Origin of the sequence: Rhizobium sp. R634 (assembly GCF_002211305.1) — a bacterium.
Lineage (GTDB): Bacteria > Pseudomonadota > Alphaproteobacteria > Rhizobiales > Rhizobiaceae > Rhizobium.
The window spans coordinates 159,515-177,633 of the sequence record NZ_LOKW01000029.1 but is presented as its reverse complement, the minus strand read 5'-3'; the positions used below and the strand labels follow the sequence as shown (position 1 = coordinate 177,633).

Annotated in this window: 18 protein-coding genes; 11 read left to right on the top strand and 7 right to left on the bottom strand. The window is 64.4% G+C overall.

All coding sequences use genetic code 11. The features are described from left to right. Positions 1–5: 5 nt before the first annotated feature. Positions 6–443, bottom strand: a complete 438-nt coding sequence (locus ATY77_RS31740; protein WP_088690372.1) for a MarR family transcriptional regulator — start codon at positions 441–443, stop codon at positions 6–8. Positions 444–653: 210 nt separating this feature from the next. On the opposite strand from ATY77_RS31740, the gene ATY77_RS31735 reads away from it, so the two are divergent. The 3 genes from ATY77_RS31735 (at position 654) to ATY77_RS31725 (ending at position 3,224) form a co-directional block, all read left to right on the top strand. Then, positions 654–2,465 carry a chloride channel protein gene (locus ATY77_RS31735; RefSeq protein WP_088690371.1) on the top strand — a complete coding sequence of 604 codons (1,812 nt, stop codon included), beginning with the start codon at positions 654–656 and terminating at the stop codon, positions 2,463–2,465. Positions 2,466–2,538: 73 nt separating this feature from the next. Beyond that, complete coding sequence (locus tag ATY77_RS31730) at positions 2,539–2,805, top strand: type II toxin-antitoxin system Phd/YefM family antitoxin (RefSeq protein ID WP_064826046.1); 267 nt, start codon at positions 2,539–2,541, stop codon at positions 2,803–2,805. Continuing rightward, the gene (locus tag ATY77_RS31725) at positions 2,802–3,224 is read left to right on the top strand and encodes a type II toxin-antitoxin system VapC family toxin (RefSeq protein ID WP_088690370.1); all 423 of its coding nucleotides are present in this window, start codon (positions 2,802–2,804) and stop codon (positions 3,222–3,224) included. Before ATY77_RS31730 ends, ATY77_RS31725 begins: the two co-directional genes overlap by 4 nt. 24 nt (positions 3,225–3,248) lie before the next feature. Here the strand turns inward: ATY77_RS31725 and ATY77_RS31720 are convergent, their stop codons facing one another. The 5 genes from ATY77_RS31720 to ATY77_RS31700 all read right to left on the bottom strand — a co-directional run bounded on the left by ATY77_RS31720 (position 3,249) and on the right by ATY77_RS31700 (position 8,406). Further along, positions 3,249–4,019 carry an ABC transporter ATP-binding protein gene (locus ATY77_RS31720; RefSeq protein ID WP_088690477.1) on the bottom strand — a complete coding sequence of 257 codons (771 nt, stop codon included), beginning with the start codon at positions 4,017–4,019 and terminating at the stop codon, positions 3,249–3,251. A gap of 9 nt (positions 4,020–4,028) precedes the next feature. Continuing rightward, the gene (locus tag ATY77_RS31715; protein WP_088690369.1) at positions 4,029–5,012 is read right to left on the bottom strand and encodes an ABC transporter substrate-binding protein; all 984 of its coding nucleotides are present in this window, start codon (positions 5,010–5,012) and stop codon (positions 4,029–4,031) included. 38 nt (positions 5,013–5,050) lie between these two features. After that, on the bottom strand, positions 5,051–5,902 hold the full coding sequence (locus ATY77_RS31710) for an ABC transporter permease (RefSeq protein WP_088690368.1): 852 nt from the start codon (positions 5,900–5,902) through the stop codon (positions 5,051–5,053). Between the two features lie 10 nt (positions 5,903–5,912). After that, complete coding sequence (locus ATY77_RS31705) at positions 5,913–7,265, bottom strand: LLM class flavin-dependent oxidoreductase (protein WP_088690367.1); 1,353 nt, start codon at positions 7,263–7,265, stop codon at positions 5,913–5,915. A gap of 355 nt (positions 7,266–7,620) precedes the next feature. After that, a complete protein-coding gene (locus tag ATY77_RS31700; RefSeq protein WP_088690366.1) occupies positions 7,621–8,406 on the bottom strand; it encodes an IclR family transcriptional regulator in 786 nt (261 codons plus the stop codon). A gap of 239 nt (positions 8,407–8,645) precedes the next feature. Between ATY77_RS31700 and ATY77_RS31695 the strand changes: the two genes are divergently transcribed. The 8 genes from ATY77_RS31695 to ATY77_RS31660 are packed head-to-tail and all read left to right on the top strand — an operon-like array spanning position 8,646 to position 16,822. Beyond that, a complete protein-coding gene (locus ATY77_RS31695; protein WP_088690365.1) occupies positions 8,646–9,719 on the top strand; it encodes an ABC transporter substrate-binding protein in 1,074 nt (357 codons plus the stop codon). A gap of 21 nt (positions 9,720–9,740) precedes the next feature. Next, a complete protein-coding gene (locus ATY77_RS31690) occupies positions 9,741–11,255 on the top strand; it encodes a sugar ABC transporter ATP-binding protein (protein WP_088690364.1) in 1,515 nt (504 codons plus the stop codon). After that, positions 11,252–12,217 (top strand): ABC transporter permease, encoded by a 966-nt coding sequence (locus ATY77_RS31685; RefSeq protein WP_088690363.1) that lies wholly within the window; start codon positions 11,252–11,254, stop codon positions 12,215–12,217. Before ATY77_RS31690 ends, ATY77_RS31685 begins: the two co-directional genes overlap by 4 nt. Continuing rightward, positions 12,214–13,155, top strand: a complete 942-nt coding sequence (locus ATY77_RS31680) for an ABC transporter permease (RefSeq protein ID WP_088690476.1) — start codon at positions 12,214–12,216, stop codon at positions 13,153–13,155. Before ATY77_RS31685 ends, ATY77_RS31680 begins: the two co-directional genes overlap by 4 nt. Beyond that, complete coding sequence (locus ATY77_RS31675; RefSeq protein ID WP_088690362.1) at positions 13,152–14,108, top strand: amidohydrolase family protein; 957 nt, start codon at positions 13,152–13,154, stop codon at positions 14,106–14,108. Before ATY77_RS31680 ends, ATY77_RS31675 begins: the two co-directional genes overlap by 4 nt. Then, entirely contained in the window at positions 14,101–15,408 is a 1,308-nt protein-coding gene (locus ATY77_RS31670; protein ID WP_088690361.1) for an alanine racemase, read from the top strand. Before ATY77_RS31675 ends, ATY77_RS31670 begins: the two co-directional genes overlap by 8 nt. A 35-nt stretch (positions 15,409–15,443) precedes the next feature. Beyond that, positions 15,444–15,788, top strand: a complete 345-nt coding sequence (locus ATY77_RS31665) for a RidA family protein (protein WP_088673942.1) — start codon at positions 15,444–15,446, stop codon at positions 15,786–15,788. A 20-nt stretch (positions 15,789–15,808) separates the two neighbouring features. Next, the gene (locus tag ATY77_RS31660) at positions 15,809–16,822 is read left to right on the top strand and encodes a succinylglutamate desuccinylase/aspartoacylase family protein (RefSeq protein WP_088690360.1); all 1,014 of its coding nucleotides are present in this window, start codon (positions 15,809–15,811) and stop codon (positions 16,820–16,822) included. Here the strand turns inward: ATY77_RS31660 and ATY77_RS31655 are convergent. After that, positions 16,819–18,003: a hypothetical protein gene (locus ATY77_RS31655; protein WP_088690359.1), complete on the bottom strand. Its 1,185-nt coding sequence runs from the start codon at positions 18,001–18,003 to the stop codon at positions 16,819–16,821. The genes ATY77_RS31660 and ATY77_RS31655 overlap by 4 nt on opposite strands. Positions 18,004–18,119: the final 116 nt, after the last annotated feature.

The following is an 18,119-nucleotide window of genomic DNA, read 5'->3' as shown; positions in this document are numbered from 1 at the left end:
CGTCTTCATTCGTCCTTGAGCGCCGTCTTTTGAAGCTCGAGAAGAAGCTCGATCAGCTTCGGCGCCATCACCCTGATTTCCGAGAGATGGACGGCGCTTAGCCTCGTCAGAAGGTCGTCCGCTTTCTCGGTCAGGAGGATCGTCTGGCGGCGCCTGTCGACCGGATCGGCATGGCGTTCGACCAGCCCGGCATCCGACAGCCGCCCGACGAGTTCGGTCGCCGTATGCGGCGCGATGATCAGCCGCTCGGCCAGCATGCCGATCGTCATCGCCTCGCCGCCGCGTTGTCCCTTGATCGCCAGCAGAGCCTGGTGCTGCTGCGGAGGCAGGCCTTCCGATTGGGCGGCCGAGGCGCTGAAATCCATGAACTGGCGGAGCGCAAATCGAAGATCGGCAAGGGCCTCGTAGTCCTCCTGTCTCAGCGGCGGCGCGGATTTCTTCAAACTCATTCTCCTTTGCCGCCTGCGCGTAGCGGCTGTGGCTTGCGCGCGCGGACTGTTCCACGATCTCGCATAGATGGGCAGCCGCCAGCCGGTCAAGTGAGGCGCCTCCTGAGATATTTTCACCTTCTTGCGTTCGTCCATTGATTTATATCGTATCACGATATATTGACGCCGCTCAAGCATACCCACTTCCGCGTAGCAGAGGCTTCCATGGCGCAGCATCAACCAAGCAACCGGCCGCACGATTTCACCGGCGGCCTTTCCCGGCGCGAGGCCGGGGATTTCACCACCGACAGGCGGGTCCTCCTTCTTGTCGGAATGGCCGTCATCGTCGGCACGTCAGGCGCCTTCGCGGCCTGGTGTCTGGTCAGCCTGATCTCGCTTGTGACGAATGTCGTCTGGTTCGGAGAGATCGGCATCGAGCCCGCCTCTCTGGCTGCCGTGCCGCGCTCGCTGTGGGTGGTATTGATACCGCCGCTCGGCGGGCTTGCCATCGGGCTGATGGCCCGCTTCGGATCGGAGAAGATCCGCGGCCACGGCATTCCGGAAGCGATCGAGGCCATTCTGATCGGCGGTAGCCGGATGTCGCCGAAAGTCGCTGTGTTGAAACCGCTGTCGTCGGCAATCTCGATCGGAACGGGCGGGCCGTTCGGCGCCGAGGGGCCGATCATCATGACCGGCGGGGCGATCGGTTCGCTCTTTGCGCAATTCTTTCACATGAGTGCGGCCGAGCGGAAGACGCTGCTCGTCGCGGGTGCTGCCGCCGGCATGACGGCGATCTTCGGCTCGCCGATCGCCGCCGTCATGCTGGCCGTCGAACTGCTGTTGTTCGAATGGAAGCCGCGCAGCTTCATTCCCGTCGCCGTTGCCGCCTGCGTGTCGATCTGCTGGCGCCCGCTGCTCTTCGGCACCGGTCCGCTGTTCCCGACCCATTTCCAGGTTGATTTGCCTTGGTGGGGGATTTTCGCCTGTGCGGCGATGGGCATTTTATCGGGGCTACAATCCGGACTGTTGACGACGCTGCTCTACCGGATCGAAGACCTGTTCGAGGCACTGCCGATCCACTGGATGTGGTGGCCGATGCTCGGCGGTCTCGTTATCGGCCTCGGCGGCCTGATCGAACCCAGGGCGATGGGCGTCGGCTACGACATCATCGACGGCCTGCTCAACAACCGGCTGCTCGCCCCGGCGGTCCTGTCTATCCTGCTTGTCAAGACTGTAATCTGGCTGTTTGCGCTGTCGTCGGGCACCTCGGGCGGCGTGCTCGCGCCGCTCCTGATCTTCGGCGGCGCCCTCGGATGGCTGGTCGGGCTGGTCATGCCTGGCAACGATCCGGGCTTCTGGGCGCTGCTTGGAATGGCGGCGATGATGGGCGGCACCATGCGCGCGCCGCTCACCGGCACCTTCTTCGCGATGGAGATCACCGGCGACGTCAGCACACTCGTTCCCCTGCTCGCCGCAACGGTGGTCGCCTATGCCGTCACAGTGCTGCTGTTGCGCCGCTCGATCCTCACCGAGAAGATCGCGCGGCGCGGGCAGCATATCACCCGCGAATACGGCGTCGATCCGTTCGAGCTTTCCCGGGCAAGGGAAATCATGATCAGCGAGGTCGATACGCTTCCGGTCACCATGACGGTCGGAGAGGCCTGCGATTTCTTCGCCTCGCAGCAGAAGACGCACCGGATCTATCCGCTGGTCGATGCTCAGGGCAAACTGGCCGGCATCGTCTCGCGGGCCGATGCCTTGCTCTGGCAGGGCAAGCCCGACCTCGCCGCCCAGACGCTTGGCGAAACCGTTACGGATGATTCCGTTCCCGTCGGGCATCCTGACGATACCGTCGCCTTCATCGCCGACCTGATGCTGTCGACGGACAACGGCCGTATCCCGATCGTCGATCCGGCATCGGGCAGACTGTGCGGCCTGATCGCCCGCAAGGATCTGCTGCGGCTGCGCAGTTCCTTGCGATCCGCGGAACTGGACCGGCGGCCCTATCTGACCGCGGGAGCGAGAAGCAAACCGTGATAGCCATGCCGCTTGCCACTTCTCCGGCCGTGGCTTATATAGTCATCATGGTTATTCTAGTCAGGAGTTGAGCATGCAGCCCTCGCGACAAGGCGATGAAAGCTGGACCGTCGCCAGCGCAAAGGCGAAGCTTTCCGAGGTTATCGAACGCGCCCAATCCGCGCCGCAGACGATTACCCGGAATGGCAAGCCGAGCGTCGTCGTCGTCTCCGCCGAGGAATGGCAGCGCAAGACTGCGCGCAAGGGTACGCTTGTCGAATTTCTGATGAGTTCGCCGCTGCGCGGCGCTGATCTGGATCTTGAGCGTCAACGCGACGAACCGCGTGATCCCGAACTGTGAGGCTTCTGCTGGACACCAACATCCTGTCGGAGGTGACGAAGCCGAACCCAGACATGCGCGTCTTGGCGTGGCTGGATCAGCTCGACGAGGATCGCTCCTTCATCAGCATTGTGTCGATCGCGGAGATTCGGCGCGGTGTTGCCCTGATGGACAACGGGCGGAAACGCGACGCGCTGGGCGAATGGCTTGCTCGGGACCTGCCGCAACGCTTCGAGGGCCGCATCATCCCGGTGGACGAGCCGGTTGCCTTGTCCTGGGGCGATCTCATGGGCCGCGCGAAACGGAGCGGCCGCGGTCTGTCGTCGATGGACGGCCTGATCGCTGCAACCGCAATTGCTTACGATCTCACCCTGGCTACCCGCAACACCAGAGATTTCGAGGGGTTCGGGATCGAGCTCGTCGATCCCTGGACCGTGTAGTCCTGGAAGGCCTGGTCACAACTTTCAATGTAGCCCGAACAGGTTCAGCAGCTCCTCGCGGTGGCGGACGAATTCCGGTGCGCTGCGGTCGCGCGGACGCGGCAGATCGATGTCGATCAGGCGCGGCTCGCCTCCCTTTTCCCGCGGCAGGATCAGGATCCGGTCGGCGAGATAGATCGCCTCCTCGAGATCATGCGTGACGAGAATGGTCGTTACATCCTCGTCGCGCCAGATCCGGGCGAGTTCCTGCTGCATGCCGATCTTGGTCATCGCATCGAGCGCGCCGAGCGGTTCGTCGAGCAGCAGGATCTCGGGCTGAACGGCAAGCGCCCGTGCGATGCCGACACGCTGCGCCATGCCTCCCGAGAGCTGCCGGGGATAGGCCGTCTCGAATTGCTGCAGGCCCACGAGCTTGACGTAGTGGCGCGCGCGTCCCCTCGCCTGCTCGCGGGATAGTCCCCGCGTTTCCAGTCCGAAGGCGACGTTGTCGAGGACGTCAAGCCAGGGAAGAAGGCGCGGCTCCTGGAAGATGACGGCGCGTTCTGCGCCGACGCCGCGTATCGTCTTGCCGTCGACCTGTACTTCTCCTGTATCCGACTCTTCGAGACCGGCCAGAACCCGCAGCAAGGTCGTCTTGCCCGAACCGCTGGCGCCGACGATGGCGAGGCTTTCGCCGGAGCGGATGTGCAGATTGATATCCCTAAGAACCTGCAGGTGGCTGCCGTTCAGCTTGTAGGATTTCGAGAGGTGACGGATCGTCACCTCCCCGCGGCGGATGTCTGGGGCGACGCTCATCATAGTTCCTCAGTTGCTGGCCGGCTTGGTGTCGGTCGCGAAAATGATGTCCTTGGCCGCCAGCTGGCCTTGCTTCAGCTTGCCTTCGCGAACCAGGACATCGATCCAGAACTGGATGTCGCGCTCAACAGGCAGACCGCCGGCGCGCACGCCGTATCCGCGGAAATATTGAGCGATATCAGGGTTCTCGCCGCGTTCGGCCAGGGCCTTAGCCAGGATTTTCTTGGTTTCCTCGGGATGTTCGCGGGCATAATCGAGGGCGCGGGCCGACTGCTCGACGAAGATCTTCGCAGCCTCGGGGTGCTGCTGAATGAAGTCACGGCGCAGGACCACGAAGCCGCCGGCGATGTCGCCGAGCACGTCTGTATCGTCGAAGACCGCACGCAGGCCGCCGTTCTTGAGCGCCGCGCCCTCGAAGGTCGTCTGCCAGTAGCCGAAGGCGGCGATATCGACCTGCTTGGAGCGCAGCACCTGCTCGAGCTGCGGACCGGGAACGACGACCTGGTTGGCGGAGTCGCTCGGAAGGTCGACGGAATGCAGGGCTTCGCGGATGGTGTAATCGAGATGGGCGCCGAGCGTGTTGACCGCGATGCTCTTGCCGGCAATGTCCTTGATGCTTTTGATCGGGCTGTCTTCCAGCACGTAGAAGGTCGATTGCACCTCGTTATTGATGCCGTTCGACGGATAGGCGGCAACGAAATCATTGCCGCCGATGATCGAATTCAAGACGGCGGATGTGGCGGCGCTGCCGATCTCCACGTCCCCGGATGCGAGAGCGATGAGAGAGGCCGGGCCGCCCTGGGCATAGCCGACATTCTCAAACGTGATGCCGGTGTCTTTGAAATAGCCGAGCTCTTCGGCGAGCTCATGGGCGGCAAGGCCGCCCTGGCTCGCGAGGTAGCGCATCTTCACGGCGTCGGCGGCCGCGGCCGGAGTGGCGAGACCGAGCGCGATCACGGCCGGCAGGAGAAGGTTGCGGGGATGGAATGTCATGGGATGTCCTTTCGGAAAAGAAAAATCGGAGGAAGAGATCAGGCGTTCGGCTGCGACCAGCGGCAGAGGCGGCGCTGCAGGAGAACCAAAAGCCCGTTCGCGGCAAGGCCGAGGAGGGCAAGCAGAAGGATTGCCGCAAACATCAGCGGGATCTGGAAATTGTACTGGGCATTCATGACCTGGAAGCCGATGCCCTTGTTGGCGCCGATCATCTCGGCGGCGATCAGCAGCAGAAGCGCAGTTGTGGCCGAGAGACGCAGACCGACGAAGATTGCAGGCACCGAGGCCGGCAGGATGACGCGGCGGAAGACAGTCAGCGGTCCGGCGCCATAGGTGCGCGCCATCTCGATGAGCTTCCGATCCACTTCCTTGACGCCGCCGATGGTGGAGAGCAGCACTGGAAACAGCGTCGCCCAGAAGATGACGAAGATCTTGGACGTTTCGCCGAGGCCGAGCAGCAGGATGAAGACCGGGTAGAGCGCCAGCGCCGAGGTCTGGCGGAAGAGTTGCAGGATCGGGTCGAGCGCCTGCTCGACGGCGCGAAACTGGCCCATGAACAGGCCGAGCGGAATGCCGACCACGACGGCAAAGGCGAAAGCTGTTCCCGATCGCTGCAGGCTGATGGCGATGTCATCGAGCAGCGCGCCGTTGGCAAGGTTGGTCCAGAGAGCCGAGAGGATCACGTTCAAGGGCGGGAAGACGGCGGGACTGACCCAGCCCCTGGTGCTCGACACCTGCCAGAGCACGAGGAAGGCGATGAGCAGGCCGTAGCGCGGCAAAAGCGATGCGAGCACGCCGCGCAGATGCGACGCGAAAGTGGGCGTATTGCTTTCGCCGCTCTTCAGGCGGCCGAAGCTTCTCGGGAGAGTCTGGTTGATTTCATAGGCCATGGATCGCTCCTCACTCTGCTGCCTGAAGAGCTGCGCGCCCGGCAGCCCATCGATTGCTCGGGAAAGGCAGGCCGAGATTTTCCCGCAGCGTCCTGCCCTCATAAGCGGTACGGAACAGGCCGCGGCGCTGCAGTTCCGGAATGACCAGATCGACGAAATCGTCGAGTGCCGTCGGAAGCCACGGCGGCAGAATGTTGAAGCCGTCGGCCGCTTCGTTTTCGAACCATGTTTGCAGCGTATCGGCGATCTGTTCGGCGGTGCCGACGATGGTGTAGTGACCGCGGGCCGATGCGATCCACTGATAGAGCTGACGGATGGTGAAGTTGTTCTCGTCGGCGATCTGGCGGATCAGCGCCTGGCGGCTCTTCATGCCTTCCGTCGGCGGTGCGGGCGGAAGCGGCCCGTCGAGATCGTAACCATGCAGGTCGAGCGTGCCGCCGGTCAGGCCGTTGAGAAGGCCGATCCCGTCCTCTTCAAGGATGAGCGAGGTCAGACGGTCGTACTTCTCGCGCGCCTCGGCTTCGGTCCTGCCGACGAAGGCGGAGACGCCGGGCATGACCAAGATGTGATCGGGATTGCGGCCGAGCCCACGGGCGCGCGCCTTGATGTCCCGATAGAATTCCTGGGCGGTTTCGATGTGCTGGTGGGCGGTGAAGATGACCTCGGCCGTCGCGGCGGCGAGCCCGCGCCCGTCTTCGGACTGGCCGGCCTGCACGATGACGGGATGGCCCTGCGGCGAGCGCGAGATGTTGAGCGGGCCGCGCACGCTGAAGTGCTCGCCGCGATGGTCGGTATCGTGCAGCTTCGCCGGATCGAAGAACACGCCGCTCTCCTTGTCGCGGATGAACGCGTCGTCCTCGAAGCTCTCCCAGAGTTTGCGGACGACGTCGACATGTTCGGCGGCGCGGCGATAGCGCTCGGCATGCGGCAGCTGCGTTTCGCGGTTGAAGTTCTGCGCCGTGAGGTCGCCCGTCGTCGTCACGACGTTCCAGCCGGCGCGGCCGCCCGAGATCAAATCCAGCGAGGCGAACTTGCGGGCGGTCGTGTAAGGCTCCTCATAGGTGGTCGAGGACGTGGCGATAAAGCCGAGATGGGTTGTCAGAGGTGCCAGGGCCGAGAACAGCGTCACCGGTTCGAAGCCGGCCACCCGGGCGTTACCGCCTTCGCGCGCTCCGCCGAAACCGACAGCCAGGCCGTCGGCCAGGAAATAGGCGTCGAAGAGCCCGCGCTCGGCCGTCAAGGCAAGCTGCTTGTGGAACTCGAAACTGGTCGCGCCGTCGACCGGCTGGTCGGGATGCCGCCAGGATGCAACATGCTGTCCGCCGCCGGGCAGAAATGCCCCAAGCCTGATTTTCCGTGTCATTTCGCATCCTCTCCGTTTGCCGCCGAGAGCCCGGCCTTCCCAAAGGCCAAGGTGCAGTGATCGGCTGTCGGAAAGCTAAGATACGTTCTTCATAAAATTTATAGAGAAACTTCATTCCGTAATTGACGAGGAAGGGTGAATAGATTTTCGGGATTGGCGTAAAACCGGAAATCAACGGCCGGGGAGGCATCAAGAGATATATCGTTCTGCGGTTGGCAGTCCGGAGAGGACACGCAGTTGCAAGTCCGCCAAAGCGCCGTGCGGGCCACAGTTTAACAGGGTATGCAGCTGAATGCCGGCCTAAGCACGAAGCTCGGCGCTATCAGAATGCCGATGCTGAGTTCTGCTCGAGGGGTCAGCCGCGCTTCGGCCGCGCCGGGGCATGGTCGAGACCCGCCGCGGCTTTCTTCAGGCAGTCGAGGTAACGATCGCGGTTGGCGATGCCGTCGTCGCGCGGGGTGACGAGGCAGAGCGTGGCGGCGGCATGGCCTTCCTCGTCCCTGACCGGCACGGCAAAACAGTGCGTGAAGCTGTCGACGATGCTGTTGAAGGTGAAGAGACCTTCGCGCTCGGCCTGGCGCACCTCGGCGATGAAGGTCTGCGGGTCGAGCCATTCGCCGCTCGGCAGGCGGAAATCCTGCGGTGGAATGAAGTTCAGGATTTCCTCATTGGAAAGATGCGCGACGAGCAGGCGGCCCGACGCAGTCCACGGGATCGGCACCGACTGGCCGATATCCGTCGAAATGCGGAATGGCCGCGCACCCTCGCGCATGCGCACGACGGTATATTTGTTCCCGTCGAGCATGCAGAACTGCGCGGTCTCCCGCGTCTCGTCGGCAAGCTGTTCCAGCGCCGCTTCGCATTCGCGGGTGAAATCGAAATGGTTCTCGTAGGCGGCACCGAGGAAATAGAGCTTGCGGCCGAGATAGACGCGGCCCTCGCCGCCGGTGAATTCGAGAATGCCATTGCTCAAGAGCAGATTGACGAGCTCATAGACCGACGAGCGTGGCGCGCCGATCTGCGCGGCAATTTCATTCGGCTTCAGAGCCTGCCGCTTCTGGCGCAGGAAATCGAGGATCTCGAAGGCGCGGTCGAGCCCGCGGGCGCGCTTGCCGACTGCTTCGTCCTGAATTGCGTCCATTGCTGTCAATCCCGTTCCTGTTGGGCTCTGTTCTTGTCCGGCCAAGCTTTTCAAACCCTCCGCCGCATCTGTCAACCGATCCTGTCTTCCCGGCGAACGAAATTTTTTCACCCCTCTTGCGAGGCAAAAAAATCGGCATAAGATCAGCGCGTCCGGTATTTAGATCATATGTACATTATATTGGACAATCGGGAGATGGCAAGCCGTTAGCGCTGCCGCATAGAAAAAAGGGGATCGACATGAAGCATCTTGAAAACAGCATTTCCGCCTCGTTACGCCGCAGCCTTCTCGCGGGCGCTGCCGCCGCTGCGGCACTCCTCGTCTTTTCCACCGGCACGGCGTCGGCCGCCGCCAATTGCATCAAGGGTGACAGGAAAGCGCCCTACACGATCGGCTGGGCCAACATCTATTCGGTGCCGACCTGGATGAAGCAGACCGAAGGCACCATCACCGCGGAGGTGGAGGAGCTGAAGAAGGCCGGCCTGGTGAAGGATCTGATGATCACCGACGCGCAGGGCAACGCCCAGACGCAGATCCAGCATATCCAGTCGATGATCGACGCCAATGTCGACGCCATCGTCGTCATCGCCGGCTCCTCCAACGCGCTCGACCGCGTCATATCGGATGCCTGCGACAAGGGCATCGCCGTCGTGAACTTCGACAGCCTCGTCAACACCGACAAGGTGACGGCGAAGATCAACACCGATTCCAACGAATGGGGCGCGACCGCCGCGAAATGGATGGTCGGCCAGCTCGGCGGCAAGGGCAAGATCATCATCATGAACGGCCCGGCCGGCATTTCGGTCAGCGACGACCGCCGCAAGGGCGCCCAGCCGGTGCTCGACGCCAATCCGGGCCTGCAGGTCATCACCGAGACGAACACGGAATACAACGTCGCGCCGGCACAGGAAGCGATGACCAGCCTGCTCTTTGCCAACCCCGAAATCGACGGCGTGCTGTCGCTCGGTGGCGCGCTGTCGGCCGGCTCCGTCATGGCCTTCGAGCGCCAGGGCCGCGATCAGGTGCCGACGACAGGCGAAAATGCCCGGCAGTTCCTGGAACTCTGGAAGGAAAAGGGCCTGAAGGGTTGGGCGACCATGCAGCCCAACTGGCTCGGCGCGCTTTCCGTCTATACCGCTGTGCAGGCGCTGCAGGGCAAGGATGTCCCCGCCTTCGTCAAGGTGCCGCTGCCCGTCATCGACGACAGCACCATCGGCAGCTACCTCGCCCGCGCCGACAAGTTCCCGGCCGACGGCTATATCTACTCGGATTACGACAAGGCGCTCTTCGACAAGCTGCTTGCCACCAAGTAATCCGGATTGAGGTATGCCGTCATGACGGAACAAAGGCCCCTGCTGGAAGCCCGGCAGGTGTTCAAGGGATTTTTCGGCAATCCCGTTCTGAAGGGCGTCGATATCGCCCTTCTGCCGGGCAGGGTTCACGCCCTGCTCGGCGAGAACGGCGCCGGCAAATCGACGCTCATCAACCTGCTGTCCGGCGCCCTCCAGCCGGACAGCGGATCCATTCTGGTCGATGGCAAGCCCGTCGGGCGCTTCAGCCCGGCGGCGGCGCGCGCTGCCGGCATCGCGGTGGTTCAGCAGGAGCTGAGCCTGACGGCCAGCCTGTCGATTGCCGAAAACATCGGGCTCGGCGCCTTTCCGCGCCGGTTCGGCCTCATCGATTACAAAGCGCTGCATCGCCACGTGCAGGAGGTCTGCGACATTGTGGGGCTCACCGAGCCGCTCGACATGCCGGTCGCCGATCTCGCGCTCGGCCGCCGCCAGATGGTCGAGATCGCCAAGGCGCTGTTCCGCAAGCCGCGCGTGCTCATTCTGGACGAGCCGACCTCATCGCTCTCAGCGCATGAGGCCGGTATTCTTGCCGGCCTGATCAATACGCTAAGAGACCGCGGCACCGCGCTTCTCTATATTTCCCACCGCCTCAACGAAGTGCAGGCGCTCTGCTCGCACGTCACGGTGCTGAAGGATGGCGGCGTTACGGCGGACCAGTCGCTCTCCGGCATCGATGGCGAAGGGCTGGTGCGCCTCATGGTCGGCCGCGAGACCGGCGACCTGTTTCCGCCGCGCGCTGCCGCCAAGCCGGGAGCGATGCGCATCAGCGTTGACGATTTCTCCGCCGGCATGGTGCGCCAGATCGGCTTTTCCGCATGCGCCGGCGAGATCGTCGGCATTGGCGGGCTCGTGGGACAAGGCCAGGAAGACTTGCTGCTCGGCCTTTACGGCGCGATCCCCGCCTCCGCCACCCGGGCGGAGGTATCGGGCAAATCCGGCCTGCCAGCCCATGTCGGCGAAGCGAATGCGGCGGGCATCGTCTATGTCCCGGCCGACCGCAAGCACGAAGGGCTGGTGCTGCCGCATTCCATCGCCTCCAATCTGATCCTGCCCTCGCTCGGGCGGCTCGCCCGCAAGGGTCTGCGTGATCGGCCGGCCGAAACCGGCCTGGTCGCCGATCTCGCCCGCCGCCTGACGATCAAGGGCGATACCGCTCGCCCGGTGCAGGCGCTTTCCGGCGGCAACCAGCAGAAGGTGGCGCTCGCCAAATGGCTGCCGCTCGATCCCTCCGTTTTGCTCCTCAACGATCCGACGCGCGGCGTCGACATCGAGACCAAGCGTGAAATCTACCTCATGCTGCGCGCCTTCGCCGCCGAGGGGCGGCTCGTCATTCTCGCCAGTTCCGATACGCCGGAACTCGTCCATCTCTGCGACCGCGTCGTGGTTCTGCGCGAAGGGCGCGTTGCCGCCACGCTTTCGGGCGAGGCGATCAGCGAAGGCTCGATCGTCGGCGCGGCCATGGGCATTGCGACCGCGACACAGGGAGAGGCGGCATGAGCACGATTTCGTCTTCCGGCCGGCTCTACGGCTCGATCCAGCTTCGCCGCAACCGCGGCCTCGGTGGCCTCTATCTTGTCGTTGCGGCTTTTCTTATCCTCTATGCCGTGCTCTTTCCCGGCATTCTTTCGATCGGCGGATTTTCCAAGTTCACGCAGAACTGGTTCCCGCTGGCGCTCGTCACCATGGCGCAGGCGCTGCTGATGCTGAATGGCGGCATCACGCTGGCGATCGGCCCGCTCGTCAGTCTCGGAGCGGTGATCGCCGCGACGACGATGGAAGGAGCGCTCGGGGTGCCTGGCGGCATTCTGGCTGTTGCTGCCGCCGGTCTTGCGATCGGTGCCGTCATCGGCATCATCGTCACGCATCTGAGATTGCCGGCGATCATCGTCACGCTGGCCGGTTCCTTCATCATCAGCGGCGTGGCGCTCATCCTGCTGCCGCGGCCGGGAGGGTTCATTCCCGATTGGCTGTCGACCACGCTCGCCGGCCACACACCCGTCGCGTTCCTGCTGCTCGTCGTGATCCTGGCGCTCTGGAAGGCCTTTCTGGCCACGCCGCTCGGCCTCGGCATCTATGCGGCCGGCGACAATCCGGTCGGCGCGTTCCGCTCCGGTGTGCCGGTCGAGCGGGTGAAGGTCGCAGCTTTCGCGCTGTCCGGCCTTCTCGCAGCGCTGACCGGTCTCTTCGTCGCTGCGCAGACCGGCTCGGGCGACCCTGTCATCGGCACGCCTTTCACGCTGAACTCGATCGCCGCTGCCGTGCTCGGCGGTGTCGGCTTTCTCGGCGGCAAGGGCACGATGCGCGGCGCGATCTGCGGCAGCCTGCTGCTTTCGGTCATGATCAACGTCATGTTTTTCCTGGGCTTCCCGCCGGTCGCGCAATATGTCGCGCAAGGGTTGATCATCGTCGGCGCGGTCGCCGTTCCGGAACTTCTCGCACAATGGAGGGCAAGGCGATGAACATCGTCAGATCCGCGTTCCGCAATCCGCCGCTGCTCACCTTCCTGCTGGTCGCGCTCGTCTGGATCGTCGCAAGCTTTACGCTGCGCGGCTTCGGCGCCTACGGCCATCTGCGCTACCTGCTGGAGCTCGCCGCGGTGATCGGCATCGTCGCGGCCGGCCAGACGCTCGTCATCCTGATGGGCGGCATAGACCTTTCCGTCGGTGCGGTCATCACCGTCACGGCGATCCTGCTGCCGCTGATTTCGCCCGCATGGGACCCGACCGGCCTCACCGGCATCGCGGCGGCCCTTTCCATCGCCACCGGCATCGGGTTCCTGAACGGTGCGGGGGCCGCATATCTCCGCGTCCCGCCGATCATCATGACGCTTGCTATGGCGACCTTCCTGCAGGGCCTGCTCGTGATCGTCGCCGGCGGCAGCGCGGTCACCGTCAGCAACCCGGCGGTCATTCTGCTCGGACAGTCGCGGCCGCTCGGCATCCCGGCCGGCATCGTTCTCTGGCTCGTCGTCTCGGCCGTCGTCCTGCTGCTCGTCCACCGTATGCCGATCGGGGCGCGCTTCCTGGCGCTCGGCGCAAACCCCCTCGCCGCCCGGCTTTCCGGCGTCAGCATCACGCGCAACACGCTGATCGTCCATACGCTGTCCGGCTTTTTTGCCGGGCTTACCGGCATTCTCGTGCTGGGCATGAACCGGCAAGGCTATGTCGGCATCGGCGACCCCTATCTGCTGACTTCGATTGCCGCCGTCGTGCTCGGCGGCACCTCGATCCTCGGCGGGCGCGGCACCTATGCGGGAACCATCCCGGGGGCGATCCTGCTCGTGACGACGACGGCGCTGATCACCGTCGTCAACGCCTCGCCCGGCTGGCGGTCGATCATGTTCGGCACGCTGATCCTTGCGCTCCTGCTCGTATCCGGCCGCGAGGCGCGAAGATGACGGAGCGCTATGACGGGCCGGTGATCGATCCGCATCACCATCTCTGGGACCTCAGCCTGCAGCGCCATCCCTGGCTTCAGAAAGCGCGGGCATCAGGTGTAGAGATGGTGTTCGGGAGCCTGGCGCCGATCCTGCGCGACTACGGCGTCGACGACTATCGTGCCGATGCCGCACGCCAGAACGTGGTTGCGACCGTGCATGTGGAGGCCGGCTGGTCCGATGCGCACCTGCTGGAAGAGAGCCGCTGGCTGGATGGCCTCGACCGCACGTCCGGCGTGGCGCGCCGGTATATCGCGCGCGCTCCTCTCGACGGACCGGACGCCATACGCCTGCTGGCGGCGGAAGCAGAAAATCCGAACGTCGTCGGTATCCGCGACGTCGTCAGCTGGCACCCGGAGCCGGCGAAGAGCTTCGCGGCGCGCGCCGGCCGGATGGGCGATCCTGCCTGGCGGGCGGGCCTCGCCGAGGTGGCTCGGCTCGGGCTGGTCTTCGACCTGATGCTCTATCCCTGGCAGATGGACGAGGCGCTCGACCTCGTTCGCGCCTTTCCGCAAACGCTTTTCGTGCTCAATCACGGCGGCAGCCCCGCCGACCGCACCCAGGACGGCATGGCTCTCTGGCGCCGCGGTCTGAGGGCGCTCGGCGGCGAGCCGAATGTGCGGCTGAAGATTTCCGACCTTGTCGCCTATGACAACGACTGGACGCTCGAAAGCCTGCGGCCGGTGATCGACCATTGCCTCGATTGTTTCGGCCCGGCGCGCGCCATGTTCGCGAGCGATTTTCCGGTCGCCGGCCTGCACGCCTCCTTCGACGAGATCTATCAGGTTTTTCGCATCGTCGCCGCTGAGCTCTCTTACGACGAGCAGCGAGCGCTCTTCTTTGCCACCGCCAACGACACCTATCGCCTCGCCATCACAGACGCGGTCGAGGATCTGAGAGGCCGCCATGTCTGACCTTCATGCTGGGGAAAAGGGATTGATCGACGAACGGGTGCGCGGCTTTCCGCCGGGCCATCCGCCGCTGCCGCTCGAGGCCGTGGGAATGCAGGGATGGAAGCCCTATGACGGCAGGATGGCTCTGCCGCTGATCTCGCTCGACCGGCAAGCCTTCGCAGGCAATATCGAGCTGATGATGGCCTATGTGAAAAGCCATGGCGTCGAAATCGCCCCGCATGCCAAGACGCCGATGTCGACGGCGCTGGCGGACGCGCTGCTGGCGGCCGGCGCCTGGGGCACGACGGTCGCCGATATCCGCCAGGCCGCCGTCATGCTCAAGGCGGGACAGCGCCGGCTGATCCTTGCCAACGAGATCGGCGGGCTTGCCGCCGCCCGCCGGCTTGCGGCGCTTGTCGGCCATTATCCCGATGCGGAACTGCATGTTTTCGTAGATTCGACGGCGCTCGTCGAAGCTCTCCGGTCGGCATGGCAGGAACGCGAAAACCTGCCGCCTCTCGGCCTGCTGGTGGAATTCGGCGCCGGCCGCGCCGGTCTGCGCAGCGTGGAAGCCGCAGCGGCCATTCTGGATGCGATCCTTGCCGCAGAGACGCCGGCCTTCCGCCTGACCGGCATCGCCGCCTATGAGGGCGCGGCCGCCACGGCCGATCCGGAAGAGACGGGGCTGCGCATCGACGCGCTGATGGCGATGACATCAGGTTTCCTGCCCAAGGTGCGCGCCCGCATCGGCAATGAACGGCCCCTCCTCGTCACATCAGGCGGCTCGGTGTTTTTCGATATCGTAGTCGCGCGGCTTTCAGCCGTGGTTGCGGCCGATCCTGCCTGCCGGCTCGTGCTGCGCAGCGGCGCGATCTTCTTCCACGATCACGGCATCTACGAGCGCGGCCTTGCCGGCCTCGATGCGCGCGGCGGTTTGCGCATCGGCGGCAAGACGGTGTCCGCCGGAGCCGGGTTCCGCCCGGCGCTCAGGCTCTGGGCCGAGGTCCTCTCCCGGCCGGAGCCAGGGCTGGCGATTGCGGGCATGGGCCTGCGCGATGTGGCGATGGACCAGGGCCTGCCGCGGCCCTTGGCGCTTTATCGCAATGGCGTCCGTCTCGCCGGTCTTGATAGCGCAGAGGTGTTTCGCCTCAACGATCAGCACGCATTTATCGCGCTTGCCGAGGGCAGCGACGTCTCGGTCGGCGACGTCATCGAGTTCGGCATTTCGCATCCCTGCACCTGTCTCGACCGGCATGCCATCCTCTACGGCCTCGACCCCGATCATTCGGTGACGGCGGCCTATCTCACCAGCTTCGGCTGAACCCTCCCTCCAAAAGCAAGAAAAGGAAAACCTGCATGATCCAACGTTACCAGAAAGGCTCGCGCATGAGCCAGGCCGTCAGCTATGGCGGGCTCGTCTATATCGCCGGCCAAGTGGCGGAAAATCGAAAGGCTGATATCGAGGAGCAGACCCGCGACGTGCTCGGCAAGATCGACGCGCTTTTGCAGCAAGCCGGCACCGACCGTTCCCGCCTCCTCGCCGTCAACGTCTTTCTGCCTGCCATCACCGATTTCGAGGCGATGAACGGCGTTTACGACAGCTGGATCGATATCGAAAACCCGCCGGCTCGCGCCTGCACCGAAGCTCGTCTCGCCGATCCTGATCTGCGCGTCGAAATGACGGCGGTCGCGGCACTCTGACAGCCCGCATTGGAGACATCATGCACAGCGGCCTCGTCAATCCGATCGATTTTTCGCGCGAGGGCCGGCAGGCCGGCCACCTCGCCATTCCCTATTCGATCGACCGTTCACCCTATTATCAGATCCGCATTCCGATCCTTCGCCTGAAAAATGGCGAAGGGCCGTCGCTGCTGCTGATGGCGGGCAATCATGGCGACGAATATGAGGGCGAGCTGCAGCTCGCCCGGCTGATGCGCCTGCTTGATGTCAATGAAATCCGCGGCGCCGTCACCATCCTGCCGATGGCGAACCTGCCGGCGGTGATGGCGGCCAGGCGCTGCTCGCCCTTCGACGGCGGCAACCTCAACCGCGCCTTTCCGGGCGATCCCGTGGGGTCACCGACGGCGCGCCTAGCGCATTTCCTCGAGCACGAACTTTTTCCCCGGCACGATGTCACGTTCGACCTGCACTCCGGCGGCACGTCGATGGCCCACCTGCCCTGCACGCTGATCGAGCGGCAGGCCGATGCCGCGCGCTTCGAGCGGTCCCTCTCGCTGCTGCGCGCGCTCGGTGCGTCACATGCCTTCATCGCCGACAACGGGGCGGCGGCGCCGACCTCCATGGGGGCTGCTGCGCGGTCCGGAACCATCGGCCTTTCCGGCGAATTCGGCGGCGGCGGCACGGTGACATCAGAGACGATGGCGTTCACGGCGGCAGCCATCGACCGGCTGCTCCTGGCGCTCGGCATCGTCGGGCGTCCGGTCCTGTCGCGCGTGCCGCTCTCCGAACCGGGACCTTTGCAGTTGCTTTCGCTGTCCCGCCACAGCCAGGGCATCTATGCCAACCGCAGAGGCTGGTTCGAGCCGGCCGCTGCACTTGGCGCGACCGTTTCCGCCAGCGATCTCGCCGGGTGGTATCACGACCTGGAACGGCCAGAGCAGCCCGAGGAGGAATTGCGCTTCGCAGAGGGCGGCATCGTCATCTCCCACAGGCTGCATTGCGACAGCCAGGCCGGCGACTGCCTGATCCAGGTTGCCGAACCCATCGCGGCTTAGCCGATCGCGTCGACGGCCGCCCTGACCCAGTCCAGCCGCTTTGCCGGGATGAGCCCGTAATTGTAGAAGTTCACGCCATCGGCGCCGGCATCGACGGCCGCCTTGGCGCGTGCCGCAAGGATGGTCGGTCCGCCGACCTCGGGATAGAAGACGCGAAGCCCGACCCCGAGGAACTTTTCCGGACCGATCGCCGCCCGGCCGGTGCGGATGACATCGCCGACGGCATCCGGCTGCATGTCGTAGCAGCAGAGGATCACCCCGTCGCAGAGCTTGCCGGCGGCTGCGAGATCGACGCCGCCGAGCCAGCCATCCTTGAGGTCGATGAGCACGATGCGGCTCGCCGGATCGGCCGCGGCCTTGATCTCGCCGATCAGGCTGGTCACCGGCTCGCTGCGCCACGCGAGAAAGGCATGCAGATCGGGATGATCGCGGAAGGCATCGATGCCGGCGGCCGGGAAATCCGGGAACTGCCGTTCAGGGATGGCCCGTTCGCAAAGCTCCGCGATGAAGTGCGCGACCGTTCGGCGCGCGCCCTCGACCGGCACCCCCGCCTTTCCGGCGCGCGCCGTGCAATGGTCGCAGAAACACAGCGACAACAGGAAGTCGTCTTCGGCATTCAGGCCGACGCCGTCTTTCTCGTGATGATATTCGTGCGCGAAGCCCATGAAGTTCGGGCTCTCCAGCTCCACCATATCGGGCCGGTAGTTCGTCGTAATGTCGCGAACGAGGGTGACGACATAGTCCCTCGCCGCCGGGCTGGAGGGACAGAGATTGTAATAATTGGGATTGCCGAAGGCGTTGCGCGTCACATGATCGGGATGCAGCATGCCGAGGCGGCTATTGTGAAGGCAGACGGTCCAGCAGGAAACCTTGAGGCCTGTCTTCTCACGTCCCTTGACGAGCGCCTCCAGCATGTCGCCGCGCTCGCCGACATTCCCGGCCATCAGCGGCCGGATCACCCTATCCTGCCAGAGGCTTTCGTCCGGCCGGAAGTAGACCGTCCCGTCCTCAGGGAAATAGGCCTTCTGCTTCGGGCTCCGCGGCTGCAGAAAGCGGCCGGCATGGTACGAGGTCGCCATGCTGACCGTGTTGAGTCCGGCCCGGTCGCGGAGCTCGCCTGCAATCGCCTCAAGCCCCTGGTCCTGAATGTCCCAGGGGTAAGTCCACATGGAAAGATGCATGCTGCGCTCCCGTCGAGTCTGTCCACTTTATAGAACACGTGTCCATAATAGTGTCCAGACCGATCTTTGGAGCACGCATCGGCAAAACCGCTTTGACGACAAATGATGGCGCTTGA

What these genes read in the sequence shown, in the direction of transcription:
- ATY77_RS31705 (WP_088690367.1), bottom strand. Translation starts at nt 7,265, where the DNA reads ATGACACGGAAAATCAGGCTTGGGGCATTTCTGCCCGGCGGCGGACAG.
- ATY77_RS31680 (WP_088690476.1), top strand. Translation starts at nt 12,214, where the DNA reads ATGAACATCGTCAGATCCGCGTTCCGCAATCCGCCGCTGCTCACCTTC.
- ATY77_RS31720 (WP_088690477.1), bottom strand. Translation starts at nt 4,019, where the DNA reads ATGAGCGTCGCCCCAGACATCCGCCGCGGGGAGGTGACGATCCGTCAC.
- ATY77_RS31735 (WP_088690371.1), top strand. Translation starts at nt 654, where the DNA reads ATGGCGCAGCATCAACCAAGCAACCGGCCGCACGATTTCACCGGCGGC.
- ATY77_RS31655 (WP_088690359.1), bottom strand. Translation starts at nt 18,003, where the DNA reads ATGCATCTTTCCATGTGGACTTACCCCTGGGACATTCAGGACCAGGGG.
- ATY77_RS31690 (WP_088690364.1), top strand. Translation starts at nt 9,741, where the DNA reads ATGACGGAACAAAGGCCCCTGCTGGAAGCCCGGCAGGTGTTCAAGGGA.
- ATY77_RS31670 (WP_088690361.1), top strand. Translation starts at nt 14,101, where the DNA reads ATGTCTGACCTTCATGCTGGGGAAAAGGGATTGATCGACGAACGGGTG.
- ATY77_RS31675 (WP_088690362.1), top strand. Translation starts at nt 13,152, where the DNA reads ATGACGGAGCGCTATGACGGGCCGGTGATCGATCCGCATCACCATCTC.
- ATY77_RS31660 (WP_088690360.1), top strand. Translation starts at nt 15,809, where the DNA reads ATGCACAGCGGCCTCGTCAATCCGATCGATTTTTCGCGCGAGGGCCGG.
- ATY77_RS31685 (WP_088690363.1), top strand. Translation starts at nt 11,252, where the DNA reads ATGAGCACGATTTCGTCTTCCGGCCGGCTCTACGGCTCGATCCAGCTT.
- ATY77_RS31710 (WP_088690368.1), bottom strand. Translation starts at nt 5,902, where the DNA reads ATGGCCTATGAAATCAACCAGACTCTCCCGAGAAGCTTCGGCCGCCTG.
- ATY77_RS31715 (WP_088690369.1), bottom strand. Translation starts at nt 5,012, where the DNA reads ATGACATTCCATCCCCGCAACCTTCTCCTGCCGGCCGTGATCGCGCTC.
- ATY77_RS31730 (WP_064826046.1), top strand. Translation starts at nt 2,539, where the DNA reads ATGCAGCCCTCGCGACAAGGCGATGAAAGCTGGACCGTCGCCAGCGCA.
- ATY77_RS31695 (WP_088690365.1), top strand. Translation starts at nt 8,646, where the DNA reads ATGAAGCATCTTGAAAACAGCATTTCCGCCTCGTTACGCCGCAGCCTT.
- ATY77_RS31700 (WP_088690366.1), bottom strand. Translation starts at nt 8,406, where the DNA reads ATGGACGCAATTCAGGACGAAGCAGTCGGCAAGCGCGCCCGCGGGCTC.
- ATY77_RS31665 (WP_088673942.1), top strand. Translation starts at nt 15,444, where the DNA reads ATGATCCAACGTTACCAGAAAGGCTCGCGCATGAGCCAGGCCGTCAGC.